We start from the raw sequence: 22,394 nt of genomic DNA, 5'->3' as shown, positions 1-22,394 counted from the left end.
GGTCCCGGAACCCACTGTGGGTCCGGGACCTTCGCCGTTGCGGTGAGATCAGGAATCGGTGGGCTTGGACTCGCCCGAGCTCGCCGGCTTCCTGGTGGTGGTCTTCTTCGCGGCACCGTTCGAGGCCGCCTTGGCGTCCGCCACGCTGTCCTGCTTGGCCTCGGCCTTGGGCGCGTCGGCCTTCGGGGCCTCCGGCTTCGAGCTCTGGTCACTCGAGCTCTGGTCATTCGAGCTCTGGGCCTTCGGCGCGTCGGACGGCTTGGCGTCGCTCTTGCCGTTGGCGGACGGGGTGGTGGTCCCGTTCGACGAAGCGGTGCTGTCGGCGGGCCGGGTCGACGAGGCCGGCGCGGAGCTGTAGTCCCGCCCACTCGTCGGCGTCGACTGCCAGGCCGGCTCCGGCGGGGTGAGCAGCTTCTTCACCGCGGCCGCGGCCAGCGCGCCGAGGCCCAGGAACAGCACCACGTTGCGGAGCTTGTGGCTCTTCTTCGGCACCTCCAGCTCACCCTTGAGCGCGGCCTTGGTGGCCTTGCCCCGGCGGCTGGTCTCCTCGACCACCGGCTCGGCGGCGGCCGCGAGGGTCGCCAGCGCCGCGGTGACCTTCGGCAGCACGTCGTCGTTCAGCCGCTCGCGGGCCTTCTCGGCCGCGTGCTCGGTGGCCGGTCCGACCTTAGCCAGCGCGTCGTCGAGCGCCGGTCCGGCCTTCCCCACCGCCTGGTGGGCGAGGTGCGCGCCCCGCTCGACGGCCTTCTCGGCGTACGGCGACACCTTCTCCCGTGCGGTGCCCACGGCCGGCGCGAGGTGCTCCCGGACCTGGCCGACGGCCGGTCCGAGTTTCTCCGACGCCGACTCGGCAAGCGGCCGGACCCGACCCTTCGCGGTCTCGACCCGGCCCTTGGACTTCCTCAAACCCACGGTTCCCTCCTCGGTGCCACCCGCCCCGGCGGACAGCTCTCCCGCCCATCGGCGACATGGGCTCGTTCTGGTCACTGCTCTGGACAAATCCGGCTGCATCTGCATCGTACGACGTCACGAGTCGATAACCCCGTGCCCCCACCGGACGGATCCCACACCTGTCCCGCACCTGCCCGCCGATGCCACGGTTCTTGGAGCCGCATGACAGGATCGAGCATGTAAGCCGCATTTTCCGACTAGGAGTGACTCCCGTGGCCGAAGAGCTGTACGCGACCCTGCAGACGAACAAGGGTGACGTCGTCATCAAGTTGTTCCCCAACCAGGCGCCGAAGACGGTCGACAACTTCGTCGGCCTGGCCGAGGGCAGCAAGGAGTGGACCGACCCGGAGACCGGTCAGCCCACCACCAGGCCGTTCTACGACGGCCTGACCTTCCACCGGGTGATCGACGGCTTCATGATCCAGGGCGGCTGCCCGCTCGGCACCGGGACCGGCACGCCCGGGTACCAGTTCGACGACGAGATCCACCCGGAGCTGCAGTTCGACCGCCCGTACCTGCTGGCGATGGCGAACGCCGGCATCCAGTACGGTCACGGCACCAACGGCTCGCAGTTCTTCGTCACGGTCGTACCGACCTCGCACCTGAACCGCAAGCACACCATCTTCGGTGAGGTCGCCGACGACGACTCGAAGAAGGTCGTGGACGCGATCGCCACCAGCAAGACCGCGCCCGGCGACCGGCCGCTCGAGCCGATCGTCATCAACAAGGTAGTCATCGAGCGCAAGAACGCCTGAGCTCTCGGCGGGGCCGGCCTCCGGCCCCGCTCTCCCAGGGGAGGAACGCACCCGCGTGACCGACACCGTCTGCTACCGGCACCCGGATCGGCCCGCCGGGGTGCGCTGCCAGCGCTGCGACCGGCCGATCTGCCCGTCCTGCATGAACAGCGCCGCCGTCGGCTTCCAGTGCCCGAGCTGTTTCACCGAGGGCGTCCGCTCGGTGCCCCGGACCCGGACCTCGCTCGGCGGAATCCAGCGCGGCAACCAGCCGGTGGTGACGTACGCGCTGCTGGCGCTCAACGTGCTGGTGTTCATCGCGGTCCGCACCGGCAGCCCCCAGGTCGTGAACGATCTGGTGATGGTCCCGGTGCTCGCCGAGCATGAGCCGTGGCGGTTGCTCACGTCCGCGTTCACGCACCTGCAGATCTTCCACATCTTCTCGAACCTGTTCATGCTCTGGCAGCTCGGTCCGCCGCTGGAGCAGATGCTCGGCCGGCTCCGGTTCACGGTCCTCTACCTGCTGTCCGCGCTCGGCGGCAGCATCGCGGTCTGGATCCTGTCCAGTCCCGGCGGTGCGACCCTTGGCGCGTCCGGCGCGGTGCTCGGCCTGGTCGGCGCGCTGCTGGTGATCCACCGCGCCCGCGGCCAGGACATCACCTGGATCATCATGTACGTCGGCGTCACCGCGTTCCTGTCCTTCGTGATCCCGAACGTGTCCTGGGAAGGCCACCTCGGCGGCTTCGTCGTCGGCGCCGCGATCGCCTGGATCTACCTCCAGCTGGCCAAGCACAACCGCCGCGACAAACAAAAGGCCTAGGCCACAATTCCCGCTCAGTTGGATAAAACCCGGTGACAACCCGGCGCGGGTACTCGTCTAATCAGGTGACGTCCCGACGGGGGACCGACTTGGTTAGGACATCCAGATGAGCCCACGCGCAGTGGACAAACGGGCCCGGCCCGGCAACGAACAGCACGCGATCCGCCCGCCGGCCCCGGAGACCCCGAGCGCGATCACCGTGCTCGCGGCCGCCGACCACTCGGTCAACCGGATCTCCCGGCAGAAGCCACCCCCGGCCAAGGCCTCCTGAGCTCTCCGGAGTTCAGCGGCCGCGCGGAGCCAGTTGGTCGAATCCGCGAGCGATCAAGGCCGTCCGGTCGCCGCCGTTGCGCAGCCATTCCTGGGCGGCCGCATCCAGTACGGCACCGGCCGCCGCGGTCAGCAGATCCGCTGTGTACGCGTCCAGCTCGGCGCCCGGTCGAGCCAGCAACGCCGCGCTGACCAGGCGGCGTAGCTCGTCGCGCTTCTCCACCATCCGCGCCCGCAGCGCCGGCGACGACTCGACCAGCTCGAGCACCGGCCCGGACGCGTAGATCTCGTCCTGCCACGCGGTCAGCACCTGACGCAGGCAGTCCCAGTCGCTGCCGGTCGCGGTCGCGAGCGCACCGGCGATCCGCTCGGCCGCTTCGTCGGCCTGGTGGAACACGACGTCGTCCTTCGTCCCGAAGTACCGGAAGAAGCTCCGCCTGGACACCCCGGCCGCCGCCGCGATGTCGTCCACCGTGGTCGCGTCGTAGCCGCGCTCGAGGAACAGCCCGATCGCTACGTCGGCCAGCTGCCCGCGGACCGCATCCCGGGTGCGGGCCCGGAGTCCTGTCATGCCCCCGAGTGTACTCATTGCGCCTCCATGTCTATTCTGGCACTAAGTGCCAGTTATGACATCAGGAGGCAAGATGCGAAACCGGACCGTGCTGATCACCGGAAGCACCGGCGGGATCGGCTGGGAAACCGCCCGCGGGCTCGCCGCCCAGGGCGCGCGCGTGATCCTGGTCGGCCGCGACGCCAGGCGGGCTGCCGCGGCGGCTGAGCTGCTGCGGCAGCAGGGCACCGGCACGGCGGAGTCGATCACCGCGGACCTGACCCGGCAGGACGGAGTCCGGGAGCTCGCCGAGCTGGTTGCCCAGCGCCACGAAACGCTGGACGTGCTGGTGAACAACTTCGGCTACGTACCACCGCGCCGTCAGCTGACCGTGGAAGGCGTCGAACTCACCTTCGCGGCAAACGTGCTCACGCCGTACCTGCTGACCACCTTGTTGCTGCCCGAGCTCCGGGCCGCCTCGGGCCGGGTCGTCAACCTGACCGGCGGCATCCCGGACGGGCCGATCGACCCGGGCAATCTGCAGGCAGAGCGTCGTTTTCTCGGCTGGACGTTCAGTCAGTACAACCACTGCAAGACGGCGCTGATGGCGATGAGCTACGAGTTCGCCCGGACCACGGAGGGCATCACCGTCAACGTCGCGTACCCCGGCCATGCGTCCACGCCGGGCAGTCGGGCACTGCCGATGCGCGCTGCGCCCTGGGCGTTTCGGCCGCTGATCCCGGTGATCCAGGTGCTTGGTCCACTGCTCTTCAAGTACACCGCGAAGGCGGCGCGGTCGAGCATCCACCTCGCGTCGGCTCCGGAGCTGGAAGGTGTCACGGGCAAGTACTTCGACACCAATGCCGCCGAGGCAGCCTGGCCGGCTGCGGTCCTGGACGACCGCAATCGCTCCGCCGTTTGGGAGTTGTGCAACCAGGTGGTCAGCGCAGCATGAGGCAGCTGTCGCCGAACTCGTGCCAGAGGTAGTGCTCGTTCAGCGCGGCGTTGTACGCGCGTTGCACTAGGTCGGTGCCGGCGACTGACTCGAGGAGAAGAAGGTGGGACGCCTCCGGCGCATGCCAGCCGGTGATCAGGCCGTCCACGACCTGCGGTGGGTTCTCCGGGCGGAGTACCAGGTCGGTCCAGCCATGTGATGGCGAGACAGAGCCGTCCGGTGCGACAGCCGATTCGATCGCGCGTACGGCGGTGGTGCCCACTGCGATCACCCTGCCGCCGTTGGCCTTCACCCAGTTCACCAAACGAGCAGTGTGTACAGGTACGTCGTACCGCTCGGGTTGTGGCGTCTCATGACTTTCCAGCGAGGAAACACCGCAATGCAAGGTGATGGGCGCGATCAGTACGCCCTGTGCCGCCAGCTGACTCACCAGCTCGAAGCTGAAAGGACGTGCAGCGCTTGGCATCTCCGCACTACCGGGCTCGCGGGCAAAGACGGTTTGGTACGACGCCAGCGGCCAGCGCTTGCCGACATAGTTGTACGTGATCGGGCGGCCGTACCGCTGGAGGTAACCGAGTACGTCAGCCACCGGCGGTCGGGCGATCCACAAACGGTTGCCAGGTGAGTACGGGGCCAGCAGTGTCAGTACGCCTTCAGGCAAAGGCACTTGGTCTCCGACCACGCCCCGCAGCATCGGTGCGTCGTCGTCGCGTAGTTCGACTACCCAGGTGCCGTCGTCAAGTGCTGTGGAGAAGTGCACCGTGTACGACGGTCCGTCCACCGCGGCGGCCAGTGTGCCCGACGTATTCACCAGCAACAGGTCACCGGCGCGCAGGTGATCACCCAGCCGATCGAAGCGGGTGTGCGTGACGGTCGACCCCTCCGCGACCAGCAGCTTGACCTGATCCCGCGACAGCCCACGGGCTTCCGGCGGTTCTCCGGCGCTCAGTGCATCCGGCAGTACGAATCTGGTGTGTGGATGCACTTTCACGACGTCACCGCCGGCGTGAACTCGGCCGCCCGGTACCGACCGCTCTCCGGGCGGCTGTCCAGCAACTGCAGGAACGCGTGTACTACGGTCGCGGGCTCCGGCCGGTCGGAGATGTCCTCACCAGGGAAGGCGGCCTGGTGCATTGCTGTCCGCAAATCACCCGGATCGACTGCGTACACAGCCAGTGCGGGATGCTCGGCGGCCAGTACTCGGGTCACGTGATCGAGTGCGGCCTTGGCGGAGCCGTAACCACCCCAGGTCTCGTACGCCTCCACTGCCGCGTCGGAGCTGATGTTGATCACGACGCCGGATGCCGCGGTCAGGGCGGGGAGCAGTGCTTGGGTGAGTGCGATCGGTGCAAGTACGTCGACCTCGTACACACGGCGTAGTTCGTCGAGGTCAGCGGTGCCGAGGGGCTGCAACGGGCTCGGACCGAGGTAGCTGGCGTTGTTCACGATCAGGTCGAGCCGGCCGAGCTCGGTGATCACGTCCACCAGGTCGGCGCGGTGATCCGGGTCGGTCACGTCACCGGCCAGCGGCACGACGTCGGTACGGTCCGCCAGCGCGTCGGCGGCAGCTTTCAGGGCCTCGGCACCGCGGGCGTCGATCACCAACGCCCAGCCCCGATCGGCCAGCCCATGCGCAAGCGCAAGACCAAGCCCAGCGGAAGCACCGGTGACAAGAGCAACAGGACGGTCAGACAGTTCAGGACTCATGCGGCAACGTTCGTACCTCAACCAAACTTGAAGTCAAGGGTCCTGGTGTCAGCGTTCGGGAAGCAGGATGCCGGGGTTCAGGATGTTGTCGGGGTCGAGGGTGGTTTTGACTGCTTGGAGGGCTTCGACGGCCAAGGGGCCGATTTCGGTGACGTAGGCGTCGCGGTGGTCGGTGCCGATGCCGTGGTGGTGGGAGATGGTGCCGCCGGCGGTTGCGATGGCCTGGTTCGCGGCTGATTTCGCCGAGCGCCATTGCGCGATCGGGTCGTCGGACTGGGCGCAGATGACGGTGAAGTAGAGCGAGGCGCCCGTCTCGTACACGTGGGAAATGTGGCAGAGCACCAGCGGTGGGGTCGCGCTCAGGGCGCCGACGATCGCTTCGGTGACGGCCGTCTTCAACGCGGGGATGCGGGACCAGAACGCCGCGGTCTCGAGCGTCTCGACCAGCGCGCCCTCGTCCAGAAGCGGATCGCGGAGGTACGGAGCGCGGTACCGGCCGATGCGCCAGGTTTCACCGGGGCCTTCGCCGAGGTTCGTACCGCCGGCCGCGGTCAGTACGTCCGCGGTCGCCCGGTTGTACGGGCCGTCGAAGCCGATGATCGCGAGTACGCCGCCTGCGCCACCGCCGAGTACATCGGGATCCGCCAGGTTCACCGCCGTCTCGACCTCGTCGGACAACCGGAGCACGGTCGGCAGCGGTCCGTCCTGCGCGAGCCTCCGGACAGCGGTCAGCCCGGCGTCGAAGCTCTCGAACCGCCAGCCCTCGAAGTGCCGTTCAACCGGGCGCGGGCGAATCCGGACCACCACCGACGTGATGATCCCGAACGCACCTTCCGACCCGAGCACCAGCTGCCGCAGATCAGGCCCGGCGGCGGACATCGGCGCGCGGCCGAGCTCGACCGTGCCGCGCGGCGTGGCGAGCGTCAGCCCGACCACCATCTGGTCGAAGCGGCCGTACCCCGCCGAGGACTGACCGCTCGAACGCGCCGCCGCGTACCCGCCGATCGACGCGCCTTCGTAGGACTGCGGGAAGTGGCCGAGCGTGTACCCGCGCTCGGCCAGCATCGCCTCGGCCGCCGGACCGCGGACGCCGGCTTGAAGCCTCGCGGTGCGGGAGATCTCGTCCAGCTCGACCAACTGGTCCAGCCGGCGCAGGTCCACGGTCACGAACCGCCGCGACGGCGCCAGCCCGCCGACCACCGAAGTGCCACCGGAGTACGGAACGAGGGCGAGGTCGTGGTCGGCGCAACCGGCCAGCAGGGCGGCGACCTCGTCGTGCGATGCCGGGTAGACGACCGCGTCGGGCATGCCGGAGGTGTCGCCGGCGCGGAACCGGAGCAGGTCGGTGGTCGAGTAGCCGCGGGTGTGCGCCCAGCGGGACTCCAGATCGGACGCGAGGTACTCAGCCCCGACGACCGAAGCGAGGAAGCCGACCTGCGCCTCGGTCAACCCGGGCCGGTCCTGCGCACCCTGGGTCTCCTCACTGGTCCGCACATCGGTTGAGGGCCGCTGCACGCCCAGATGTTTGAGCGCGTCGACGGCGGCTGCCGGGAGGGCGACCGGGTGTGCGGGGTCGCCCCAGCGGCCGGGCGTGAGTTGCACCACCGGAAGGTCGGATTCGGTCATCTCTGCCTCCCCTTCCGGGGGTGTCGCGAGGTAGCGTCCGTGGGAGGTGGAACCCCCTGGCCTCCACCTTCCACGGACAGTTCCGGGATACCAGAGTCGCTGATACACTCTGACATGTGATGTCTCAGCGTAACAGCACCACCCAGCCCGGCACCACCGGGGAGCCGGAGCCCGCCCCCCGCCCGGCCCCGGCGAACGCGATCGGCGAAGAGCGCATCCTGGACGCGGCGTACGAGTTGCTGCTCGCGATCGGGATGCGCCGGATGACGATGGCCGACATCGCCCGGCACGCCGAGGTGTCCCGCGCCACCCTGTACCGGCGCTGGCCGAACGTGCAGGCGGTGGTGGCCGCGCTGATGACCCGGGAGTGGACGATCGCGCTGGTGTCGGCGTTCCAGCCGGACGCCGTGGACGGCCGGGCCCGGCTGGTCGAGGGCGTGGTCGAGGTGGTCGCGAAGACCCGCGTGCACCCGCTGATGCGGAAGATCATCGAGCTCGACCCGGAGTTCCTCACGCCGTATCTGCTGGAGCGCCGCGGCAGCAGCACGGTCGCGCACCTGGCGCTGGTCGAGGAGGGCATCCGCCAGGGTCAGGCGGACGAGTCGATCCGGGCGGGCGATCCGGTGTGGCTGGCCCGGCAGATCATCCTGGTCTCGCTGGCCTCGGCCGTGTCCGGTCCGGTGATGGCGGAGAAGGACGAGTACACCAAGCTGGACGAGGAGCTGCGGATCATGCTCACCAGGTACCTGACGCCATGATGACCGTGGGCGACGCGAGTCTGAACGCGGTCCGCCGTACCCGTGAGCTGGACTCACTGAAAACGGTGGACGTGCTGGTGATCGGTGGCGGCGTCACCGGCGCCGGCGTCGCCCTGGACGCGGCCGCGCGCGGCCTGACCGTCGCCCTGGTAGAGAAGCACGATCTGGCCTTCGGGACCAGCCGGTGGAGCTCGAAGCTCGTCCACGGCGGCCTGCGGTACCTGGCTTCCGGCCACGTCGGGATCGCGTACGAGAGCGCCGTCGAGCGCGGCATCCTGATGAAGACGACCGCCCCGCACCTCGTCCACCCGGTCCCGCAGATCGCGCCGTGGTTGCCGCAGGCAAAGTTCGCGCAGGCGGCGTTGCTCCGGTCCGCGTTCCTCGGCGGGGACATCCTGCGGACGTTCGCGCGGACCAGCGACGACTACCTCCCGCACTCCCGCCGGGTCAGCTCCGCGGAGATCCTGCGGTACGCGCCGACGCTGCGCCCGGAGGGGATGCGCGGCGGCTTCCTGACCTGGGACGGTCAGCTGTACGACGATGCGCGCCTGGTCGTGGCGATCGCCCGGACCGCGGCGCAGTACGGTGCTCGCATCCTGACCCACGTCGCGGCCACCGACGTGACCGGGCGCGGCGCGGTCCTGGTCGACCAGCTGACCGGCGACCGACGCGACGTGGACGCGGGGATCGTGATCAACGCGACCGGGATCTGGGCCGATCAAGTTGCCGCCGGCATCAAACTCCGGCCGAGCCGCGGGACGCATCTGGTGCTGCCGCAGTCGGTGTTCGGCGGGCTGTCCGCCGTCCTCACCGTGCCCGTCCCGGGTGAGCTGCGCCGCGTGGTGATGGCGATTCCGGCGCCGGACGACCGCGTGTACGTCGGACTCACCGATGAGGACGCGCCCGGCCCGGTCAGCGACGTACCGCGGGCGACCGACGCGGAGATCGACTTCCTGCTGAACACGATCAGCGCGGCGGTGCAGCAGCCGATCACCCGGGCCGATCTGCTCGGTACGTACGCCGGGTTGCGGCCGCTCCTCGACACCGGTCATCACCACGGGACCGCGGACATTTCCCGGCGGCACGCGGTGATCCCCAGTCCGGACGGGGTGGTGACGATCGTCGGCGGGAAGCTCACCACGTACCGGCGGATGGCCGCGGACGCGCTGGACGCGGCGCTGGACCAGTCGTCGGTGGAGGTGCGGCGGCAGTGCCAGACGCATCGGATTCCGCTCGTCGGCGCGGCTGACCGGGTCCGGCTGGCCGCGGTCCGGGCGCCGGCGCGGTTCGTACAGCGGTACGGCATCGAGGCGCCGCAGGTGATCGCCGGGCCGCCGGAGCTGCTGGAACCGATTGCGCCTGGGCTGCGGACGACGTACGCCGAGCTGCGGTTCGCGATTCGGCATGAAGGCGCGCTGACCGAGGACGACGTACTGGACCGGCGGACGCGGATCGGGCTGTCCGCCGCGGACCGGGAGCTGGCGCTGCCCGCCGTCCGCGAGGCGTTCGCAGCGGTCTGAACCAGTTGTGGACAACCGGAACCACGCAGGCCCCCGTTCGGGTTAGGTTTGGCGGCGGGGAGGTGGAACGGTGATGCAGCCTTATCCGGTGCCGCACCAGCCGGGGCCGTACCAGCCGCTGCCGGTGATACCGCGGTACCGGCCGCTCAAGCCGGTGGCGATCGTCAGCATCGTGCTGATGGGGCTGACCGCGGTCGCGGCGGTGGTCCAGTCGGTGCTGATGTGGTTGTCGTACGACGAGGTGAAGCGCCTTGTGTACGGGCTGCTCACCGAGGACGAGATCAACAGCAACGTCGAGGCGATCGCGGGCGCCGGCCCGTTCCTGAACCTGGTGAGTTACCTGCTGATCGGGACCGGGATCGCCTTCATGATCTGGCTGTGGCAGGCCCGCGAGAACGCCGACTTCCTGTCCTCACCGTTCGCGCCACGGCCGGCCGTACCCGCTGATCCGATCCGCGGACCGCACCGGCGCGCGGCCGGGTGGATCGTCGGGTCGTGGTTCTGCCCGATCGTCCAGTTCTGGTATCCGCTGCAGATCGTCCAGGACATCACCACCGCGAGCGAGCCGCCCGAGCAGCCTGGCGCCGGCCGCTCCGGGCGGATGCGGCTGCTGGTGTCGGGCTGGTGGGCGACCTGGACCGGTTTCTGGGTGATCGTGGTCGGTGGCGGCTCGTTCGCGGCGATCAGTTTCATCGTGTGGTTCATCCGCTTGGTGCAGGCGGCGGACAACAGCGACCCGAACAATCCCTATGTCGACATTTACGACATGCAGGACTTCATGGTGCGGGTGGCGCTCGCGGTCGACATCGGGTTCTCGGTCGCGGCCGTGCTGCTGATCGTGGCCGGCGTGGCGGCAGCGTTGATGATGCTCCGGATCACCCAGTGGCAGCACAGCCGGGCGACCGCGCCACCACCGATGCAGTGGCCGGCACGTCCGCCGGAACCACCGCGGTACGCGCCCCGGGCTCAGCCTCCCGGACCTGGGTTCCCGTCCTACGGGCCTTGAAGGAAGACCACGCTCGCGTCGTCGTACCGCTTCCCCTTCGCTGTCGACACCGCGTCGTGCTCGCGTACGCGCTCGATCAATCGGCGCGGGCCCTCGGCGCCGAGTACGTCGAGGAGCTCGTCCCAGCTGTGCCCGTACCGTTCGCTGAAGCGCGAAGCGCCGTCGGTGAGGAGCGCGATCGCGTCGACGGCGGCGCGGTCGGTGTTGCCAGTCACCGCCTCGTACGCCGCCTGGGGCTCGGTGCTCGCGACCCAGAACCCACCTGGCTGATTCCGCAAGCGGCGTACGGCGGCCAGCGTCCGTTCCGGCAACTGCTCGATCCGGTCGTCACTGTGTACGGTCACCTGCCCGGCCGGCGAGCGTACGACGATTGGCGAATCGGCCAGGACCAAGTGCTCGACGTGATCCGGATGCAACCGCACCATCGCGACCGTTGACGACGGGCTGTCCGGGTTGGCGACATCGCAGGTGTCCGCGTGGCCGGACCGGACCGCGGCAATCACGTCGGCGAGGATCTCGGGCAACGACGCGGACGAGTGGGTGAGCAGCGGTGTGGCGAGGCGTTCGGCCAGTCGCATCACGAGCCAGGCCACCGAGTGCTTGCAGCCGGACTCGACTCCGGCCGGAGCGGTGGCTCCGTCGAGGACAACGGCGAAATCCGGCCCGGTCAGGACCAGATCCTCGTTCACCGCGGGCGGTCGCCGGTCCGGCGCGGCCTGACTGATCGAGCAAATCTCCACCGGGCCAGTCTCTCCTGGACCAGTCTCCACCGAACCGGTCTGCACCGGGCCGGGCCACGGGCCAGGCGGCTAGACCGGCTCCGACCAGCTGTCGGCGAGGGACTGATCCAGAGCGACTTTCGGCGACCAGCCGAGGGTTTCGCCGATCAGCGTGATGTCGGCCTGCTGCCACGCCGCGCCCAGTGCAGTCTGCTGGTCGGTGTCGTCGACGATCCGGGCCGGCTGACCGCTCCGTTCGAACAGCTGACCGGCGACGTCGCGGGCCAGCGTCGCGCGGCCGGTGCCGACGTTCAGCACCGGCGGCAGCTTGCCGTCCGCGAGCGCGACCGCGAGCACCGCCTCGGCGACATCCCGCACGTCGACGAAATCCCGCCAGACATCCAGCGACCCGACCTCGATCAGCTGCCGCGACCGCAGATCCCGGATCACCCGGCCGGTCAGCGTGCTCTCCGGCGCACCCGGCCCGATCACGTCGAAGATCCGGAGCACGACCGCGTCCCAACCGGCTCGCTGCGCCCGCAGCACGAGCTCCGACCCAGCCAGCTTGGTGATCCCGTACGGCCCGAGCGGCCTGGGCGGAGCCTGTTCGTCCAGGCTGGTGCCGTGCTGCCCGCCGCCGTATTCGGCCGCCGACCCGAGCTGGACGAACCGGGCGTGCCCGGCGTTGTCCCGGACCGAGTTGAGCAGCGCCGCGACCGCGATCACGTTCGCTCCGACCAGGTCGGCCGGCTCACCGAGGGTGGCACCGACCGCGTTCACGATCACGGTCGGCTTGTACATCCCGATCTGGGTGTCCAGCGCGTACGGGTGCATCGAGGTCAGGTCGCAGCGCCGGAGCGGCTCGCTCCGGGTCCGGCTCAGGCCGCGGTACTCGATCCCGCGGTCGGCGAGCAGCGCGCAGATCCGGGCGCCGAGGAACCCGCCCGCTCCGAACACCATCACCCGCTCAGTTCCGGTCACTCCTCCATCGTGCGGTCCGTAGTTGTCGGTGGGCCTACCGTTCGCCCTCGTGCCGATCACAACTGTCTCGGTGGTGTGTCGGCGCCGGGTGGCAGGGTAGGGACTCACCGAGCGAGGGAGTGCCATGGCTGACCGAGGGCGTACGGCCGCGCCGACCGAGTCGACGATCCGGGACTGGGACGACGCGGACCCGTCCGGACAGACGTACCGGCGGGTACTTTTCGTCGACACCGACCTGACCGAGATCCAGAACCAGGGCGGCGTGTTCGAGGAATGCACCTTCCGCGGGGTCAAGTTCAACGCGTCCACCCACACCGACGCCGCGTTCGTGAACTGCACGTTCGTCCGCTGCTCGCTGTTCGACACGACGTTCACCCGGTGCAAGCTGGTCGGCAGCTTCTTCGACGACTGCAGCTACAACCTGCTCAAGGTGACCGGCGGCGACTGGTCCTTCACCGCGCTGCCGCGGGCGGACCTGAAGGGCACCGAGTTCACCGGGGTGAAGTTCCGCGAGGCGGACCTGACCGGCATCCGCGCGGCCAAGGCCGGGCTGCGCGATCTCGACCTGTCCGGCGCGACCCTGCAGCGGGCCGACTTCACCGGCGCCGACTTGCGCGGCTCCGACCTGTCCACCCTCGATCCGCTGACCGTGACGCTGCGGGACGCCCGGATCGACGTTACCCAAGCGATGGTTGTCGCCGCCTCGCTCGGACTCGACGTCAGACCGTGAGCTGTGGATATCCCCAGGTAGTCAGGCGGTCATCCACGGGCCTATCCACAGCCTGTGGATAACTATCCGGATAACTGTGTATTCGTTCTGTGATATCTCACGGCGGCGTTACGGCGGTTCGGTGCCACCAAAGTGCCCCGCCGGTGCCGGGCGGGGCGTCGCCTGGACCGTACGACGAGCAGTGCCGCGTGCTCGACCGCAGACGGCGCCGTGACGAGCCGGCGCCCGCGGACGACGACCAGCAGGCTGTGGGCGATCGTCTGCACCCCAGCCGCGAGGCCGACGCCGCAGAAGGCGCCGAGCGAGTTCGTCATCACGTCATGGAGCTGACAGGTCCGCCCCAGCGACGGGAGCAGCGCCTGGATCGCCTCGATCGACGCCGACAGCCCGATCCCGGCCGCGACCGCCTCGGCCCGGCGGCTGCCCGCCAGCGTCAGCATCCCGGTGAACGGGACGAACAGCAGTACGTTGAGCGGCGCCTGGATCGAGGTCAGCCCGCCGGAGCCGGCCATCCGCGCGCCGCACTGCCCGACCACGCCGAGGTGCAGGCCGGTCGGGCTGAGCGTCGCGGCGAGGATCAGGACGAAGGTGGCCGGCAGGCAGAACGCGGCCAGCCGGGGGATCAGGTCGCCGGGCCGGCGCACCGACGAGATGGCGATCGGCAGCGTCATGCCGGTGAGCACGAGCCAGCTGTCCAGTAGGTGTGGGATACCGCGATAAGTCTCGAGCACGCGTCCGGACCCTCCCGTGGTCGACGGCTGCCTCGAACCCTTCTCGACTTCCAGAACGACAATCTGCCGACCGCTCCCACCGCCGCCAGGGCTGTCCGGACATCTGCACGCAGCCGCAAGCCGCTCGTGACAGTCCGTGACACTCCGTGTACAAACTGACACGGAAGGAAGGTGCTCAGGGCAACGATCATGTGTTCCGGGGGATGCTCCGATCAACCGATCGGTGGAGCCGGATCAGGCCCGGACGGCCGATGTGGCGGACCGGGTCGCGGCGGGACAGTAGTCGCAACAGATCGGAACCTCGACAGGAGACCACCATGAAGACCCTCGCGAACGTCGGGCACCCGCGCAGCGCCGCCGCCTTGCGGAACGTGCGGCTGCTGCTGACCGGCTACCTGGCGATCAGCGTGCTGACCCTGATCGCGATCGTCGCGATGCGCAACGACACAGCAGCGGTCAACTCCGCCGTCTGGATCCGGGGCAGCATTGTGGTGGCCAGCGCGGCTGCGACCTTCCTGTTCGCCCGGAGCGCCGCCCGCGGCTCTCGCCAGAGCTTCCGGCGGCTCCGGATCGTCTCGACTGCGATGCTGATCGCGATCGTGGTGATCATCGCGCTGCCGGGCACGTTCCCGCTGTGGATGAAGAGCGAGCAGGCCGTCTGTGGACTGCTGCTGCTCGGCGTCGCCGTCCTCGTGAACGGGAAGCACCTCCGCTCGGTGTTCACTAGCTGAATGACTGAGCGGGTGTGGCCGGTTCGGCTGACGGTGGTGCCGTACGTACTGCTGGCGCTGCTTGCCGCCGTCACGATCCTGATCAAGCGCGACCGGCCCGGGTCGCTGGCCGTCGATCTCGGGCTGTGCGCGCTGACCGGGCTGTGGACGCTCGGACTGTTCACGCTCCGGCCGGCGCGCCGGACCGACCCCCGCGCGATGGCGATCTTCATCGTCGGGTACGTGGTGCTGCTGGCCGTCCTCGTGGTTCGGGACCCGTGGTTCGGCTTCCTCACCCCGGCCGGGTACTTCTACACCTTCATCCTGCTGCCGTGGCCGTTCGAGCTACTCGGGGTCGGGGCGGTCGCGGTCATCGCCGGGACAGCCCAGGCGTACGACATCCCGAAGACGGATGTCTTCGGTGTCCTCGGCTGCGCCGCGGTGATCGGCGTGAATGTGGCCGGGATGTGCCTCGCGGCCTGGCTCGGCCGGCGTGGCGAGGTACTCAGTCAGCAACGGCAGGACGCGGTCGACGCACTGACCGAGACGAACCAGCGGCTCGAGGCGACTCTGGCCGAGAACGCGGTGCTGCACGAGCAGCTCCTGACCCAAGCCCGGGAGGCCGGCGTGATCGACGAACGGCAGCGGATGGCCCGCGAGATCCACGACACCATCGCGCAGGGGCTGACCGGGATCGTCACCCAGCTGCAGGCCGCCGAGCATTCCGCCGACTGGCGCCGGCATGTGACGACCGCCGTCGGTCTCGCCCGGGACAGTCTGACCGAGGCGCGGCGGTCGGTCCATGCGCTGCGTCCACAGCCGCTGCAGTCGGCCGGCCTGGACGAGGCGATCGCGGATGTCGTACGCCGCTGGTCTGCTGTGCACGGGATCGACGGGCAGCTCACCATCACCGGTACGCCGCGGGTGCTGACGCCCGATGAAGAGGCGACGTTGCTCCGGGCCGCGCAGGAGGCACTCGCGAACGTGGCCAAGTACGCGCAAGCTTCCCGGGTGGGAGTGACGTTGTCGTACATGGAGCGGCAGGTCGCGCTGGACGTACGGGATGACGGGGCCGGGTTCGATCCGGACCGGCGCAGGCCGGCGTCGGAGGCTGGGGGATTCGGGTTGATCGCGATGCGGCAGCGGGTCGAGGCGCTGAGCGGCACGCTGGAAATCGAGTCCGAGCCCGGCGCCGGTACCGCGATCTCGGCAACCATCCCCACCTCAGGAGCACAGTCATGATCAGGTTGCTGATTGCCGACGATCATCCGATCGTGCGCGACGGGCTGACCGGGATGTTCGCGGCCGAGCCCGGCTTCGAGGTGGTCGGCCAGGCCGGCGACGGCGCCGAGGCACTCCGGATGGCCGAAACGCTCCGCCCCGACGTGATCCTGATGGACCTGCAGATGCCCGGCATGAACGGCCTCACCGCGATCACCGAACTCGCCGAACGCGGCATCACCTCGCGCGTCCTCGTCCTCACCACCTACGACACCGACGGCTACGTCGTACCAGCGATCGAAGCAGGCGCCATCGGGTACCTGCTCAAGGACGCCCCACGCGACGAACTCCTCCGCGCCGTACGCGCTGCCGCCGAAGGCAAGTCGGTCCTCGCGCCGTCGGTGGCGAACACGTTGCTGAACCACGTCCGTACGCCACCCACGCCCGCCCTCCTCAGCCCGCGCGAACTCGAAGTCCTCCAGGCTGTCGCGGCCGGCAACACCAACCGCGAGATCGCCACCCACCTCTTCATCAGCGAGGCAACGGTCAAGACCCACCTACTCAACATCTACGCCAAACTCACCGCCCCCGACCGAGCCTCAGCCGTCGCCAAAGCCTTCAAACTCGGCCTACTCTGACCGCCCAGGCCGCGACGGCCCAGACCGATCCGGCCCGGACCGATCCCGATCCGTGAAGTTCCGCTCCCCACCGGAAGAGCCCGCGGCCGCCTGTGTGTTCGTCCCCTCCGGAATCCGCACCCGCCCAGGAGGCCCTGCGGCATCCACCTTCAACCCTTGCGAGGTAGCTGTCTGGCTCGCGGTCACGTTAACGCTGCCCATGGCCGAACCCGCGGTGACCTTGCCACCGGAGTTCGCATGCACGTCGATCGACCCATTCGGCGCGCGGACGTCCGCGTTACCGTTGAGATCCTTGATCTGGACATCGCCCAGCCTCGCGTTCAGGTCCGCGTCCTTGGTGGTTCCGACCGTGATATCTCCCCGCGCCGAGCTCGTGGTGCGGGTGACTCCCTCCCCTGAACGCACCGTGACCTTGTCCGCGTTCTGGATGTTGACGGAGGCAGTGCCGGTCGTCGCCTGAACCTCGCCGGCAGTCCCCACGCTGACCTTGCCGTTGCCGCCGGTCGCCACGACGCTGCCCGCGCGATCGACCCCGATCTTGCCGTTGCCGACGTCCGCCCGAACGGTCCCGGCTTCCCCAACCCGGATACTGCCGTTGCCGACCTCCGCCCGAACGGTCTCGGCATTCTCAACCCCGACCTTGCCGTTGCCAACCTCCGCCTTGACGTCTTGGGCGCTGTCGACCGTGACCTTGCCGTTGCCGACCTCCGCTTTGACGTCCGTGGCGCTGCCGACCGTGACCGAGCCGTTTCCCACTTCCGCCCCAACGTGCTCGGCTTGCTTGACATTCACGCTGCCGTTGCCGATCTCCGCATTGACGACGTTCAGCTTGCCGGACGTCTCGAGGTTCGCGTTGTCGGTCAGGCACTCCACCGAACTGCCTTCCGGCACCTCCGCGTAGATCGTGATCGGCGAAGGGCTCTCTGCGGAATTGCCACCGTAGTAGTTGAAGCCGATGCGAGAATTGTTGTTGCCAACGATCACTTGATTGTTGTCGCCAAAGGTCATGTTCGTCATGCCGCCGACGCCGACGGGCAGGCTGTCGTTGTAAGCCTGCTGTTCAGGATCACTACTGCGGTAGTTGCTCACCGTTACCGTCGACCCGTTGCCCATGACAACGTCTCCGTAGTGGTGCCCCCCGCTGATGATCACGCCTCCGCTGGAGCCACCTTCCTGCGCCACGTTGGCCGTGATCCGGCCGTCCGGCCCCGTGCTCACGTCCGCGCCCCGGACGGCGTCTGCCGCCCGGCCGGTCGTGTCCCTGGTACTGACGGTGATCCGCGCCTCCTCGAGGCCCGGTACGGTCCGAACAACCACGTTCCCGCCCGCGCCCAGCAACCGGGCATCCAGCTTCACCGGATCGGACCCCTGCACAGTCCACGTACGACTGGTCCCGGTCGATTGCCCAGGCGGACCTTCCACGGCCGGCGCCGTCGATCCCCCAGGTACCTGCCCCGCCCCCGGCTGCTGAGGCCCAGCCTGCGGCTGTCCCGGCTGCGCTTGCCCGGGCTGCTGCGCGCCTTGCTGCGGCTGTCCTGGTTGCGGCTGTCCTGGTTGCTGTGGCTGTCCTGGTTGCGCTTGGACCGGCTGTCCTGGTTGCGGTGCTCGTGGTGGTTGTGCTGCTGGTTGGGGTGCTCGTGGTTGCGTGGCGGGGCGGGTGGGGGCGGGCTGGGCTACGCCTGGCTGGGGTGGTGTGCGGAGTGGGGGTAGGCCGGCCCTTGCTTGGGCCTGCTGCATCGCCGCCTGGGTCTGCGCGACCACTTCCTGCACCCGCTGAGCCACCGCTTGGGCCTCCTGAGGTGTTTGCGGAGTGGGCTGCGTCGGGGTGGTCACGCCGCGCCTGAGGCGGTCGGCTTCCTGCATCAGGTCGCGGTACGCGGCGGCCACCGCCGGACCGCCGACGCTCGGCGCCACGGAGGTGATCGGCGCCGAGTTGCCCGGGCCGCTCGGGCCCACCACCGGCGCTGCCTGGACCGTTGCGGTAGGCGCCGGGTTGAACGGGGTTGCCGGCTGCGCGAGCGGGGGCGCCTGGGGCGGGGTTGGCTGGGGCGGGGTTGGCTGGGGCGGCTGGTTTGCCGGGGACGCCGCTGGGTTGAACGGCTGAAAAGGCTGAGGTGTTGGCTGGGGTGGGGTGATTGTTTGGGGTGGGGTTGTTGCCTGGGGTGCGGCTTGGGCCTGGGCTTGGCGGACGAGGTCTTCGGCGTTGCGGGCCAGTTGCCGGGCTTGGGTTCGAGCATCGGCGACAGCTCGGACCGCGGGCTGGCTGCGCAAGTAGGCGACCGTCGCGTTGCGCACCTCCGGATCCGCGAACATGGGATCCCGCTTCGGCAGCTGACTGAAGGTCCGCGTGGTTCGCGATTCCCAGCCGCGGGCCTGGCTCGCGTTCACCCGGGTGGCAATCTCGGAGTCGGTGCCGCCGCGATCGATCTCGGCGGTAAGGCTCGGGGCCTGGGAGTCGCCGTTCGCCACGTTGCGGTCGATCTGATCGCGAAACGCCTGGTCCCTGGGCTGGCCCTTGCTCTGGGCCACCCGGTCCATGAACCGCATCATCGCCCGGACGACACGCACCAGCTCCTCACGCGCTTGCGTGAGGACCTCCTCCTCCAGTGCCACGTCACCTCACTCGGCTCGAACTCCGCATCCGGTCACGCAGCGTACCCGGGCACCGGATCACCCTCGGCCCGGCTGAAACAACAGTTTGATCTCGGCCCGGCGTGTCGTCAACGCGGATCGAGCCGGATCGGCGGACCCGCCGTGAACCCCAATGCTAATGGGGATTAGCTGCTAATACCCAGCTAATCGAGGCGACCTCTTGACACCTGCACGAAACGCTGGCGAAACTTCCGGAACCGCAGTAGTAAGGCGTATTAGCAGGAAGGTGACCGGATGCAGCGCGGCCCGGCCAAGAGACCCACGCAGGCTGATATCGCCAGGCTCGCCGGGGTCAGTCAGGCGACCGTCTCGCTGGTGCTCAACGAGCGCGACGCCGGCGTCCGGATCAGCCCGGCGACCCGGGAGCGGGTGCTGACCGTGATGCGCGAGTGGGGGTACGTCGCGAACGCGTCGGCCCGTTCGCTGGCCGGCGGGCGGAACAAGATCATCGGCGTCTACACGTTCGAGCCGGTGTTCCCGACCAGCGGCGTCGACTTCTACTTCCCGTTCCTGCTCGGCATGGAGCAGGAGGCGGCGGACCTCGGCTACGACCTGCTGCTGTTCACCAGCGCCGGCGGCGAGCGGCAGATCTTCCGCGACGGCTCGACCCGGCTCTGGCACGCGGACGGCGCGCTGCTGCTCGGCCGCGACCCCAACGTCGAGGAGATCGAGCAGCTCCGCGACTCCGGCTACCCGTTCGTGTACGTGGGTCACCGTGAAGTAGCCGGCCCACCTGTCTCGTACGTAGCCGCCGACTATGCCGGTGCCACACGTCAGCTCACCGAACGACTGTTCCAGCTCGGCCACCACCGAGTCGCGTACGCGCGGATCGGCAATGGCGGCGCACAACCCAGCCGGGATCGTGAGCGCGGGTTCCGCCGGGCGACGCCCTCCCGGCACCTCACCGGTCCGGTCTGGACGCTGGACACGGTTGCCGAAGTGGACGGGTTGTTCGAGGAACTTCAGCGCGCCGGAGTCACCGCAGTACTCGCGGAGCAGCAGTTGCTCGCGGAAGAGCTGTTGTCCTGCGCGGCGCGGCGCGGGCTGTCCGTACCGGATGACCTGAGTGTCGTGGTCCTCGGCGACTCGACCGGTGCGCGGCATGACGGTACGCACTGGACCGGGCTGATCGTTCCGCGCGAGCAGATGGGTCAGCGCGCGATGGCACTACTCGTCCGGCTGCTCGAGGCGCCCGGCACAGGTGCGCCGGGCTCGGGTGCGCCGGGTTCAGGTGCGCCGGGTTCAGGTGCGCTCAGCGAGAGCGTCACGTGCGGTTTCGCGGCCGGTGTAACCGTTGGACCTCCCAAGGAGTTCTCATGATCCGCGTTGTGGTCAAGCGACTGCTGATCGGTGTCCTGGTGATGTGGGGCGCGGCGTCGCTGATCTTCCTGATCGTCCGGGTCGCGCCGGGTGATCCGGTCTCGATCCTGCTCGGTCCCGATGCCACCCAGGATCAAATCAAGGAGCTGAGCGCGTCACTCGGCCTGGAACGTCCGCTGGCCGTGCAGTACGTCGACTACCTGGCGCATGTCGTACGCCTCGACTTCGGCGACTCGTACCGGCTGGGGCATCCAGCGATGGCCGAAGTACTCGAACGGCTGCCCGTGACTGCGGAACTGATGCTGGCGTCCACCCTGATCGCTGTCGTACTCGGTCTGATCCTCGGACTTTTGGCCGGTGGCCGACCGGGCAGCGTGGTTGATCGAGTGGTGTCGGCCGCCGCGATCGCGCTGCAGTCGTTCCCGACGTTCTGGATCGGCATCATGCTGATCCTGGTCTTCGCACTCGCACTGCGGCTGCTGCCAAGCGCGGGATCGGGTACGCCACAACACCTGATCCTGCCCGCGATCACCATGGCGTTGCCGTTCACCGCGATCGTCGCGCGGCTGACCCGGACCAGCGTGGTCGAGACGCTGCGCGAACCGTACATCCAGACCGCCAAGTCCAAAGGGCTCACCGATCGTCAGGTACTGCTCGGCCATGCGCTGCGCAACTCGCTGCTTCCGGTGGTGACCATCGTCGGTCTCCACATGGGCGGCCTGATGGGCGGCGCGGTGATTGTCGAGAACGTGTTCGCCTGGCCGGGGCTCGGTTCGCTGGTCGTCGATTCGGTGACGAACCGCGACTACGAGGTGGTGCAGGCGGCCACGTTCGTGATCGCCGGCGTCGTGATGCTGTTCAACCTGGCCGCCGACCTCGTCTACTCCCAGCTCGACCCGCGGATCCGCCTGGAGGGCAGCTGATGGCCACGCTCGCTGTGACTCGACCACTCGCAGTTCGCCGGATCGGTTCCTGGTTCGGCCGGATTCCGTACGTCGTCCTTTCGATCTATGTCCTGGTCGCGGGCATCGGTCCGCTGGTGATCGACTACAACCCGATCCGTACGTCGCTGGACGACCGGCTTCTCAAGCCCGGCGCGCACTTGTCCACAGGCGGCACCGCCTGGCTGGGGACAGACGGTCTCGGCCGCGATGTGCTGGCCCAGGTCGTGTACGGCGCACGGACATCGATCCTGATCGGCCTCGCCACCGTCGTGGTGTCCTGCATCGTTGGTGTCACCATCGGTACGGTCGCCGGGTACTTCCGCGGCTGGCTGGACACGTTCCTGGCCCGCGGCATCGACATCCTGATGGCGTTCCCGGCCATCCTGCTGACGATCGTGATCGCCGGCGCGTTCGAGCGGAGCGTACCGGTGGTGGTGATCGCGCTGGCCGCGACCGCCTGGATCTCGTTCGCCCGGGTCACTCGCAGTGTCGCGCTGTCGCTGCGCGAACGGGCCTGGGTGGACGCCGCCCGGGTGCTCGGAGTCCGGCGCCCGGCGATCCTGCTCCGGCACGTGGTGCCGTTCACGATCGGTCCGGTGGTGGCGCTCGCCACCCTCGAGTTCGCCCTCGTCGTGCTCGCCGAGGCCGGCCTCAGTTTTCTCGGTATCGGGCTGCCGCCGTCGGCGGTGTCCTGGGGACAAACCATTGCCAATGGCAAGCAATACCTGGCCGGTGCCTGGTGGATCTCGGCGCTGCCGGGGATCGCCCTGTCGCTGCTGATCGTCAACATCGGAATCCTCGGTGACCAGCTCACCGCCCGTTACGGACGCGGACACCTGAAGTGACGCGCC

General features: G+C 69.0%; 23 protein-coding genes. 14 read left to right on the top strand and 9 right to left on the bottom strand.

Going from position 1 to position 22,394, the window contains the following annotated elements:
- Positions 1-48 precede the first annotated feature (48 nt).
- Positions 49-912, bottom strand: coding sequence for a hypothetical protein (locus tag ABD260_RS12890; RefSeq protein WP_344233687.1), 864 nt, complete (start codon positions 910-912; stop codon positions 49-51).
- A 251-nt stretch (positions 913-1,163) separates the two neighbouring features.
- Between ABD260_RS12890 and ABD260_RS12885 the strand changes: the two genes are divergently transcribed.
- From ABD260_RS12885 to ABD260_RS12875, 3 genes are all read left to right on the top strand, one after another.
- Positions 1,164-1,706, top strand: coding sequence for a peptidylprolyl isomerase (locus ABD260_RS12885; RefSeq protein ID WP_425553336.1), 543 nt, complete (start codon positions 1,164-1,166; stop codon positions 1,704-1,706).
- Between the two features lie 55 nt (positions 1,707-1,761).
- Complete coding sequence (locus tag ABD260_RS12880; RefSeq protein ID WP_344233686.1) at positions 1,762-2,505, top strand: rhomboid family intramembrane serine protease; 744 nt, start codon at positions 1,762-1,764, stop codon at positions 2,503-2,505.
- Between the two features lie 106 nt (positions 2,506-2,611).
- Entirely contained in the window at positions 2,612-2,776 is a 165-nt protein-coding gene (locus ABD260_RS12875; protein ID WP_344233685.1) for a hypothetical protein, read from the top strand.
- A gap of 12 nt (positions 2,777-2,788) precedes the next feature.
- Here the strand turns inward: ABD260_RS12875 and ABD260_RS12870 are convergent, their stop codons facing one another.
- Positions 2,789-3,346: a TetR/AcrR family transcriptional regulator gene (locus ABD260_RS12870; RefSeq protein ID WP_344233684.1), complete on the bottom strand. Its 558-nt coding sequence runs from the start codon at positions 3,344-3,346 to the stop codon at positions 2,789-2,791.
- Positions 3,347-3,419: 73 nt separating this feature from the next.
- On the opposite strand from ABD260_RS12870, the gene ABD260_RS12865 reads away from it, so the two are divergent.
- Positions 3,420-4,280 carry an SDR family NAD(P)-dependent oxidoreductase gene (locus ABD260_RS12865; protein ID WP_344233683.1) on the top strand — a complete coding sequence of 287 codons (861 nt, stop codon included), beginning with the start codon at positions 3,420-3,422 and terminating at the stop codon, positions 4,278-4,280.
- Here ABD260_RS12865 and ABD260_RS12860 read toward each other — a convergent pair.
- Genes ABD260_RS12860 through ABD260_RS12850 form a run of 3 tightly spaced genes read right to left on the bottom strand, consistent with a single transcriptional unit; the run spans position 4,267 to position 7,613 of the window.
- Positions 4,267-5,271, bottom strand: a complete 1,005-nt coding sequence (locus ABD260_RS12860) for an S-adenosylmethionine:tRNA ribosyltransferase-isomerase (protein ID WP_344233682.1) — start codon at positions 5,269-5,271, stop codon at positions 4,267-4,269. The two genes, ABD260_RS12865 and ABD260_RS12860, sit on opposite strands and share 14 nt — an antisense overlap.
- Entirely contained in the window at positions 5,268-5,987 is a 720-nt protein-coding gene (locus ABD260_RS12855) for an SDR family NAD(P)-dependent oxidoreductase (protein ID WP_344233681.1), read from the bottom strand. Before ABD260_RS12855 ends, ABD260_RS12860 begins: the two co-directional genes overlap by 4 nt.
- Positions 5,988-6,035: 48 nt before the next feature.
- Positions 6,036-7,613, bottom strand: coding sequence for an FAD-binding oxidoreductase (locus tag ABD260_RS12850; protein WP_344233680.1), 1,578 nt, complete (start codon positions 7,611-7,613; stop codon positions 6,036-6,038).
- A gap of 119 nt (positions 7,614-7,732) precedes the next feature.
- Between ABD260_RS12850 and ABD260_RS12845 the strand changes: the two genes are divergently transcribed.
- The 3 genes from ABD260_RS12845 (at position 7,733) to ABD260_RS12835 (ending at position 10,897) form a co-directional block, all read left to right on the top strand.
- Entirely contained in the window at positions 7,733-8,371 is a 639-nt protein-coding gene (locus ABD260_RS12845; protein ID WP_344233679.1) for a TetR/AcrR family transcriptional regulator, read from the top strand.
- The gene (locus ABD260_RS12840; RefSeq protein ID WP_344233678.1) at positions 8,368-9,891 is read left to right on the top strand and encodes a glycerol-3-phosphate dehydrogenase/oxidase; all 1,524 of its coding nucleotides are present in this window, start codon (positions 8,368-8,370) and stop codon (positions 9,889-9,891) included. Before ABD260_RS12845 ends, ABD260_RS12840 begins: the two co-directional genes overlap by 4 nt.
- Before the next feature lie 73 nt (positions 9,892-9,964).
- Positions 9,965-10,897: a DUF4328 domain-containing protein gene (locus tag ABD260_RS12835; protein WP_344233677.1), complete on the top strand. Its 933-nt coding sequence runs from the start codon at positions 9,965-9,967 to the stop codon at positions 10,895-10,897.
- Here ABD260_RS12835 and ABD260_RS12830 read toward each other — a convergent pair.
- Together ABD260_RS12830 and ABD260_RS12825 are read right to left on the bottom strand one after the other, a co-directional pair.
- On the bottom strand, positions 10,885-11,637 hold the full coding sequence (locus ABD260_RS12830; RefSeq protein WP_344233676.1) for a protein phosphatase 2C domain-containing protein: 753 nt from the start codon (positions 11,635-11,637) through the stop codon (positions 10,885-10,887). The two genes, ABD260_RS12835 and ABD260_RS12830, sit on opposite strands and share 13 nt — an antisense overlap.
- 69 nt (positions 11,638-11,706) lie before the next feature.
- Positions 11,707-12,597 carry an NAD-dependent epimerase/dehydratase family protein gene (locus tag ABD260_RS12825; RefSeq protein ID WP_344233675.1) on the bottom strand — a complete coding sequence of 297 codons (891 nt, stop codon included), beginning with the start codon at positions 12,595-12,597 and terminating at the stop codon, positions 11,707-11,709.
- A 124-nt stretch (positions 12,598-12,721) separates the two neighbouring features.
- On the opposite strand from ABD260_RS12825, the gene ABD260_RS12820 reads away from it, so the two are divergent.
- Positions 12,722-13,327: a pentapeptide repeat-containing protein gene (locus ABD260_RS12820; protein WP_344233674.1), complete on the top strand. Its 606-nt coding sequence runs from the start codon at positions 12,722-12,724 to the stop codon at positions 13,325-13,327.
- Positions 13,328-13,389: 62 nt separating this feature from the next.
- Here the strand turns inward: ABD260_RS12820 and ABD260_RS12815 are convergent, their stop codons facing one another.
- A complete protein-coding gene (locus tag ABD260_RS12815) occupies positions 13,390-14,058 on the bottom strand; it encodes a VanZ family protein (RefSeq protein ID WP_344233673.1) in 669 nt (222 codons plus the stop codon).
- A 317-nt stretch (positions 14,059-14,375) separates the two neighbouring features.
- On the opposite strand from ABD260_RS12815, the gene ABD260_RS12810 reads away from it, so the two are divergent.
- The 3 genes from ABD260_RS12810 to ABD260_RS12800 are packed head-to-tail and all read left to right on the top strand — an operon-like array spanning position 14,376 to position 16,627.
- Positions 14,376-14,789, top strand: a complete 414-nt coding sequence (locus ABD260_RS12810; protein WP_344233672.1) for a hypothetical protein — start codon at positions 14,376-14,378, stop codon at positions 14,787-14,789.
- Positions 14,790-16,010 carry a sensor histidine kinase gene (locus ABD260_RS12805; RefSeq protein ID WP_344233671.1) on the top strand — a complete coding sequence of 407 codons (1,221 nt, stop codon included), beginning with the start codon at positions 14,790-14,792 and terminating at the stop codon, positions 16,008-16,010.
- Positions 16,007-16,627: a response regulator gene (locus ABD260_RS12800; protein WP_344233670.1), complete on the top strand. Its 621-nt coding sequence runs from the start codon at positions 16,007-16,009 to the stop codon at positions 16,625-16,627. The genes ABD260_RS12805 and ABD260_RS12800 overlap by 4 nt, the downstream gene beginning before the upstream one ends.
- Here ABD260_RS12800 and ABD260_RS12795 read toward each other — a convergent pair.
- Complete coding sequence (locus ABD260_RS12795) at positions 16,619-19,240, bottom strand: hypothetical protein (RefSeq protein WP_344233669.1); 2,622 nt, start codon at positions 19,238-19,240, stop codon at positions 16,619-16,621. The two genes, ABD260_RS12800 and ABD260_RS12795, sit on opposite strands and share 9 nt — an antisense overlap.
- A gap of 273 nt (positions 19,241-19,513) precedes the next feature.
- On the opposite strand from ABD260_RS12795, the gene ABD260_RS12790 reads away from it, so the two are divergent.
- Genes ABD260_RS12790 through ABD260_RS12780 form a run of 3 tightly spaced genes read left to right on the top strand, consistent with a single transcriptional unit; the run spans position 19,514 to position 22,388 of the window.
- Positions 19,514-20,599 carry a LacI family DNA-binding transcriptional regulator gene (locus ABD260_RS12790; protein ID WP_344233668.1) on the top strand — a complete coding sequence of 362 codons (1,086 nt, stop codon included), beginning with the start codon at positions 19,514-19,516 and terminating at the stop codon, positions 20,597-20,599.
- Positions 20,596-21,522 (top strand): ABC transporter permease, encoded by a 927-nt coding sequence (locus tag ABD260_RS12785; protein WP_344233667.1) that lies wholly within the window; start codon positions 20,596-20,598, stop codon positions 21,520-21,522. Before ABD260_RS12790 ends, ABD260_RS12785 begins: the two co-directional genes overlap by 4 nt.
- The gene (locus ABD260_RS12780) at positions 21,522-22,388 is read left to right on the top strand and encodes an ABC transporter permease (protein ID WP_344233666.1); all 867 of its coding nucleotides are present in this window, start codon (positions 21,522-21,524) and stop codon (positions 22,386-22,388) included. Before ABD260_RS12785 ends, ABD260_RS12780 begins: the two co-directional genes overlap by 1 nt.
- Positions 22,389-22,394: the final 6 nt, after the last annotated feature.

It is taken from the genome of Kribbella hippodromi (genome assembly GCF_039531045.1).
GTDB classification, from domain to species: Bacteria; Actinomycetota; Actinomycetes; order Propionibacteriales; family Kribbellaceae; genus Kribbella; species Kribbella hippodromi.
The sequence above is the reverse complement of the archived record's forward strand: the minus strand, read 5'-3'. Positions and strand labels throughout refer to the sequence as shown.

Coding starts and splice junctions, on each gene's coding strand:
- ABD260_RS12810 (WP_344233672.1), top strand. CDS start 14,376: ATGAAGACCCTCGCGAACGTCGGGCACCCGCGCAGCGCCGCCGCCTTG.
- ABD260_RS12865 (WP_344233683.1), top strand. CDS start 3,420: ATGCGAAACCGGACCGTGCTGATCACCGGAAGCACCGGCGGGATCGGC.
- ABD260_RS12820 (WP_344233674.1), top strand. CDS start 12,722: ATGGCTGACCGAGGGCGTACGGCCGCGCCGACCGAGTCGACGATCCGG.
- ABD260_RS12875 (WP_344233685.1), top strand. CDS start 2,612: ATGAGCCCACGCGCAGTGGACAAACGGGCCCGGCCCGGCAACGAACAG.
- ABD260_RS12805 (WP_344233671.1), top strand. CDS start 14,790: ATGACTGAGCGGGTGTGGCCGGTTCGGCTGACGGTGGTGCCGTACGTA.
- ABD260_RS12780 (WP_344233666.1), top strand. CDS start 21,522: ATGGCCACGCTCGCTGTGACTCGACCACTCGCAGTTCGCCGGATCGGT.
- ABD260_RS12800 (WP_344233670.1), top strand. CDS start 16,007: ATGATCAGGTTGCTGATTGCCGACGATCATCCGATCGTGCGCGACGGG.
- ABD260_RS12835 (WP_344233677.1), top strand. CDS start 9,965: ATGCAGCCTTATCCGGTGCCGCACCAGCCGGGGCCGTACCAGCCGCTG.
- ABD260_RS12870 (WP_344233684.1), bottom strand. CDS start 3,346: ATGACAGGACTCCGGGCCCGCACCCGGGATGCGGTCCGCGGGCAGCTG.
- ABD260_RS12840 (WP_344233678.1), top strand. CDS start 8,368: ATGATGACCGTGGGCGACGCGAGTCTGAACGCGGTCCGCCGTACCCGT.
- ABD260_RS12785 (WP_344233667.1), top strand. CDS start 20,596: ATGATCCGCGTTGTGGTCAAGCGACTGCTGATCGGTGTCCTGGTGATG.
- ABD260_RS12855 (WP_344233681.1), bottom strand. CDS start 5,987: ATGAGTCCTGAACTGTCTGACCGTCCTGTTGCTCTTGTCACCGGTGCT.
- ABD260_RS12790 (WP_344233668.1), top strand. CDS start 19,514: ATGCAGCGCGGCCCGGCCAAGAGACCCACGCAGGCTGATATCGCCAGG.
- ABD260_RS12850 (WP_344233680.1), bottom strand. CDS start 7,613: ATGACCGAATCCGACCTTCCGGTGGTGCAACTCACGCCCGGCCGCTGG.
- ABD260_RS12845 (WP_344233679.1), top strand. CDS start 7,733: ATGTCTCAGCGTAACAGCACCACCCAGCCCGGCACCACCGGGGAGCCG.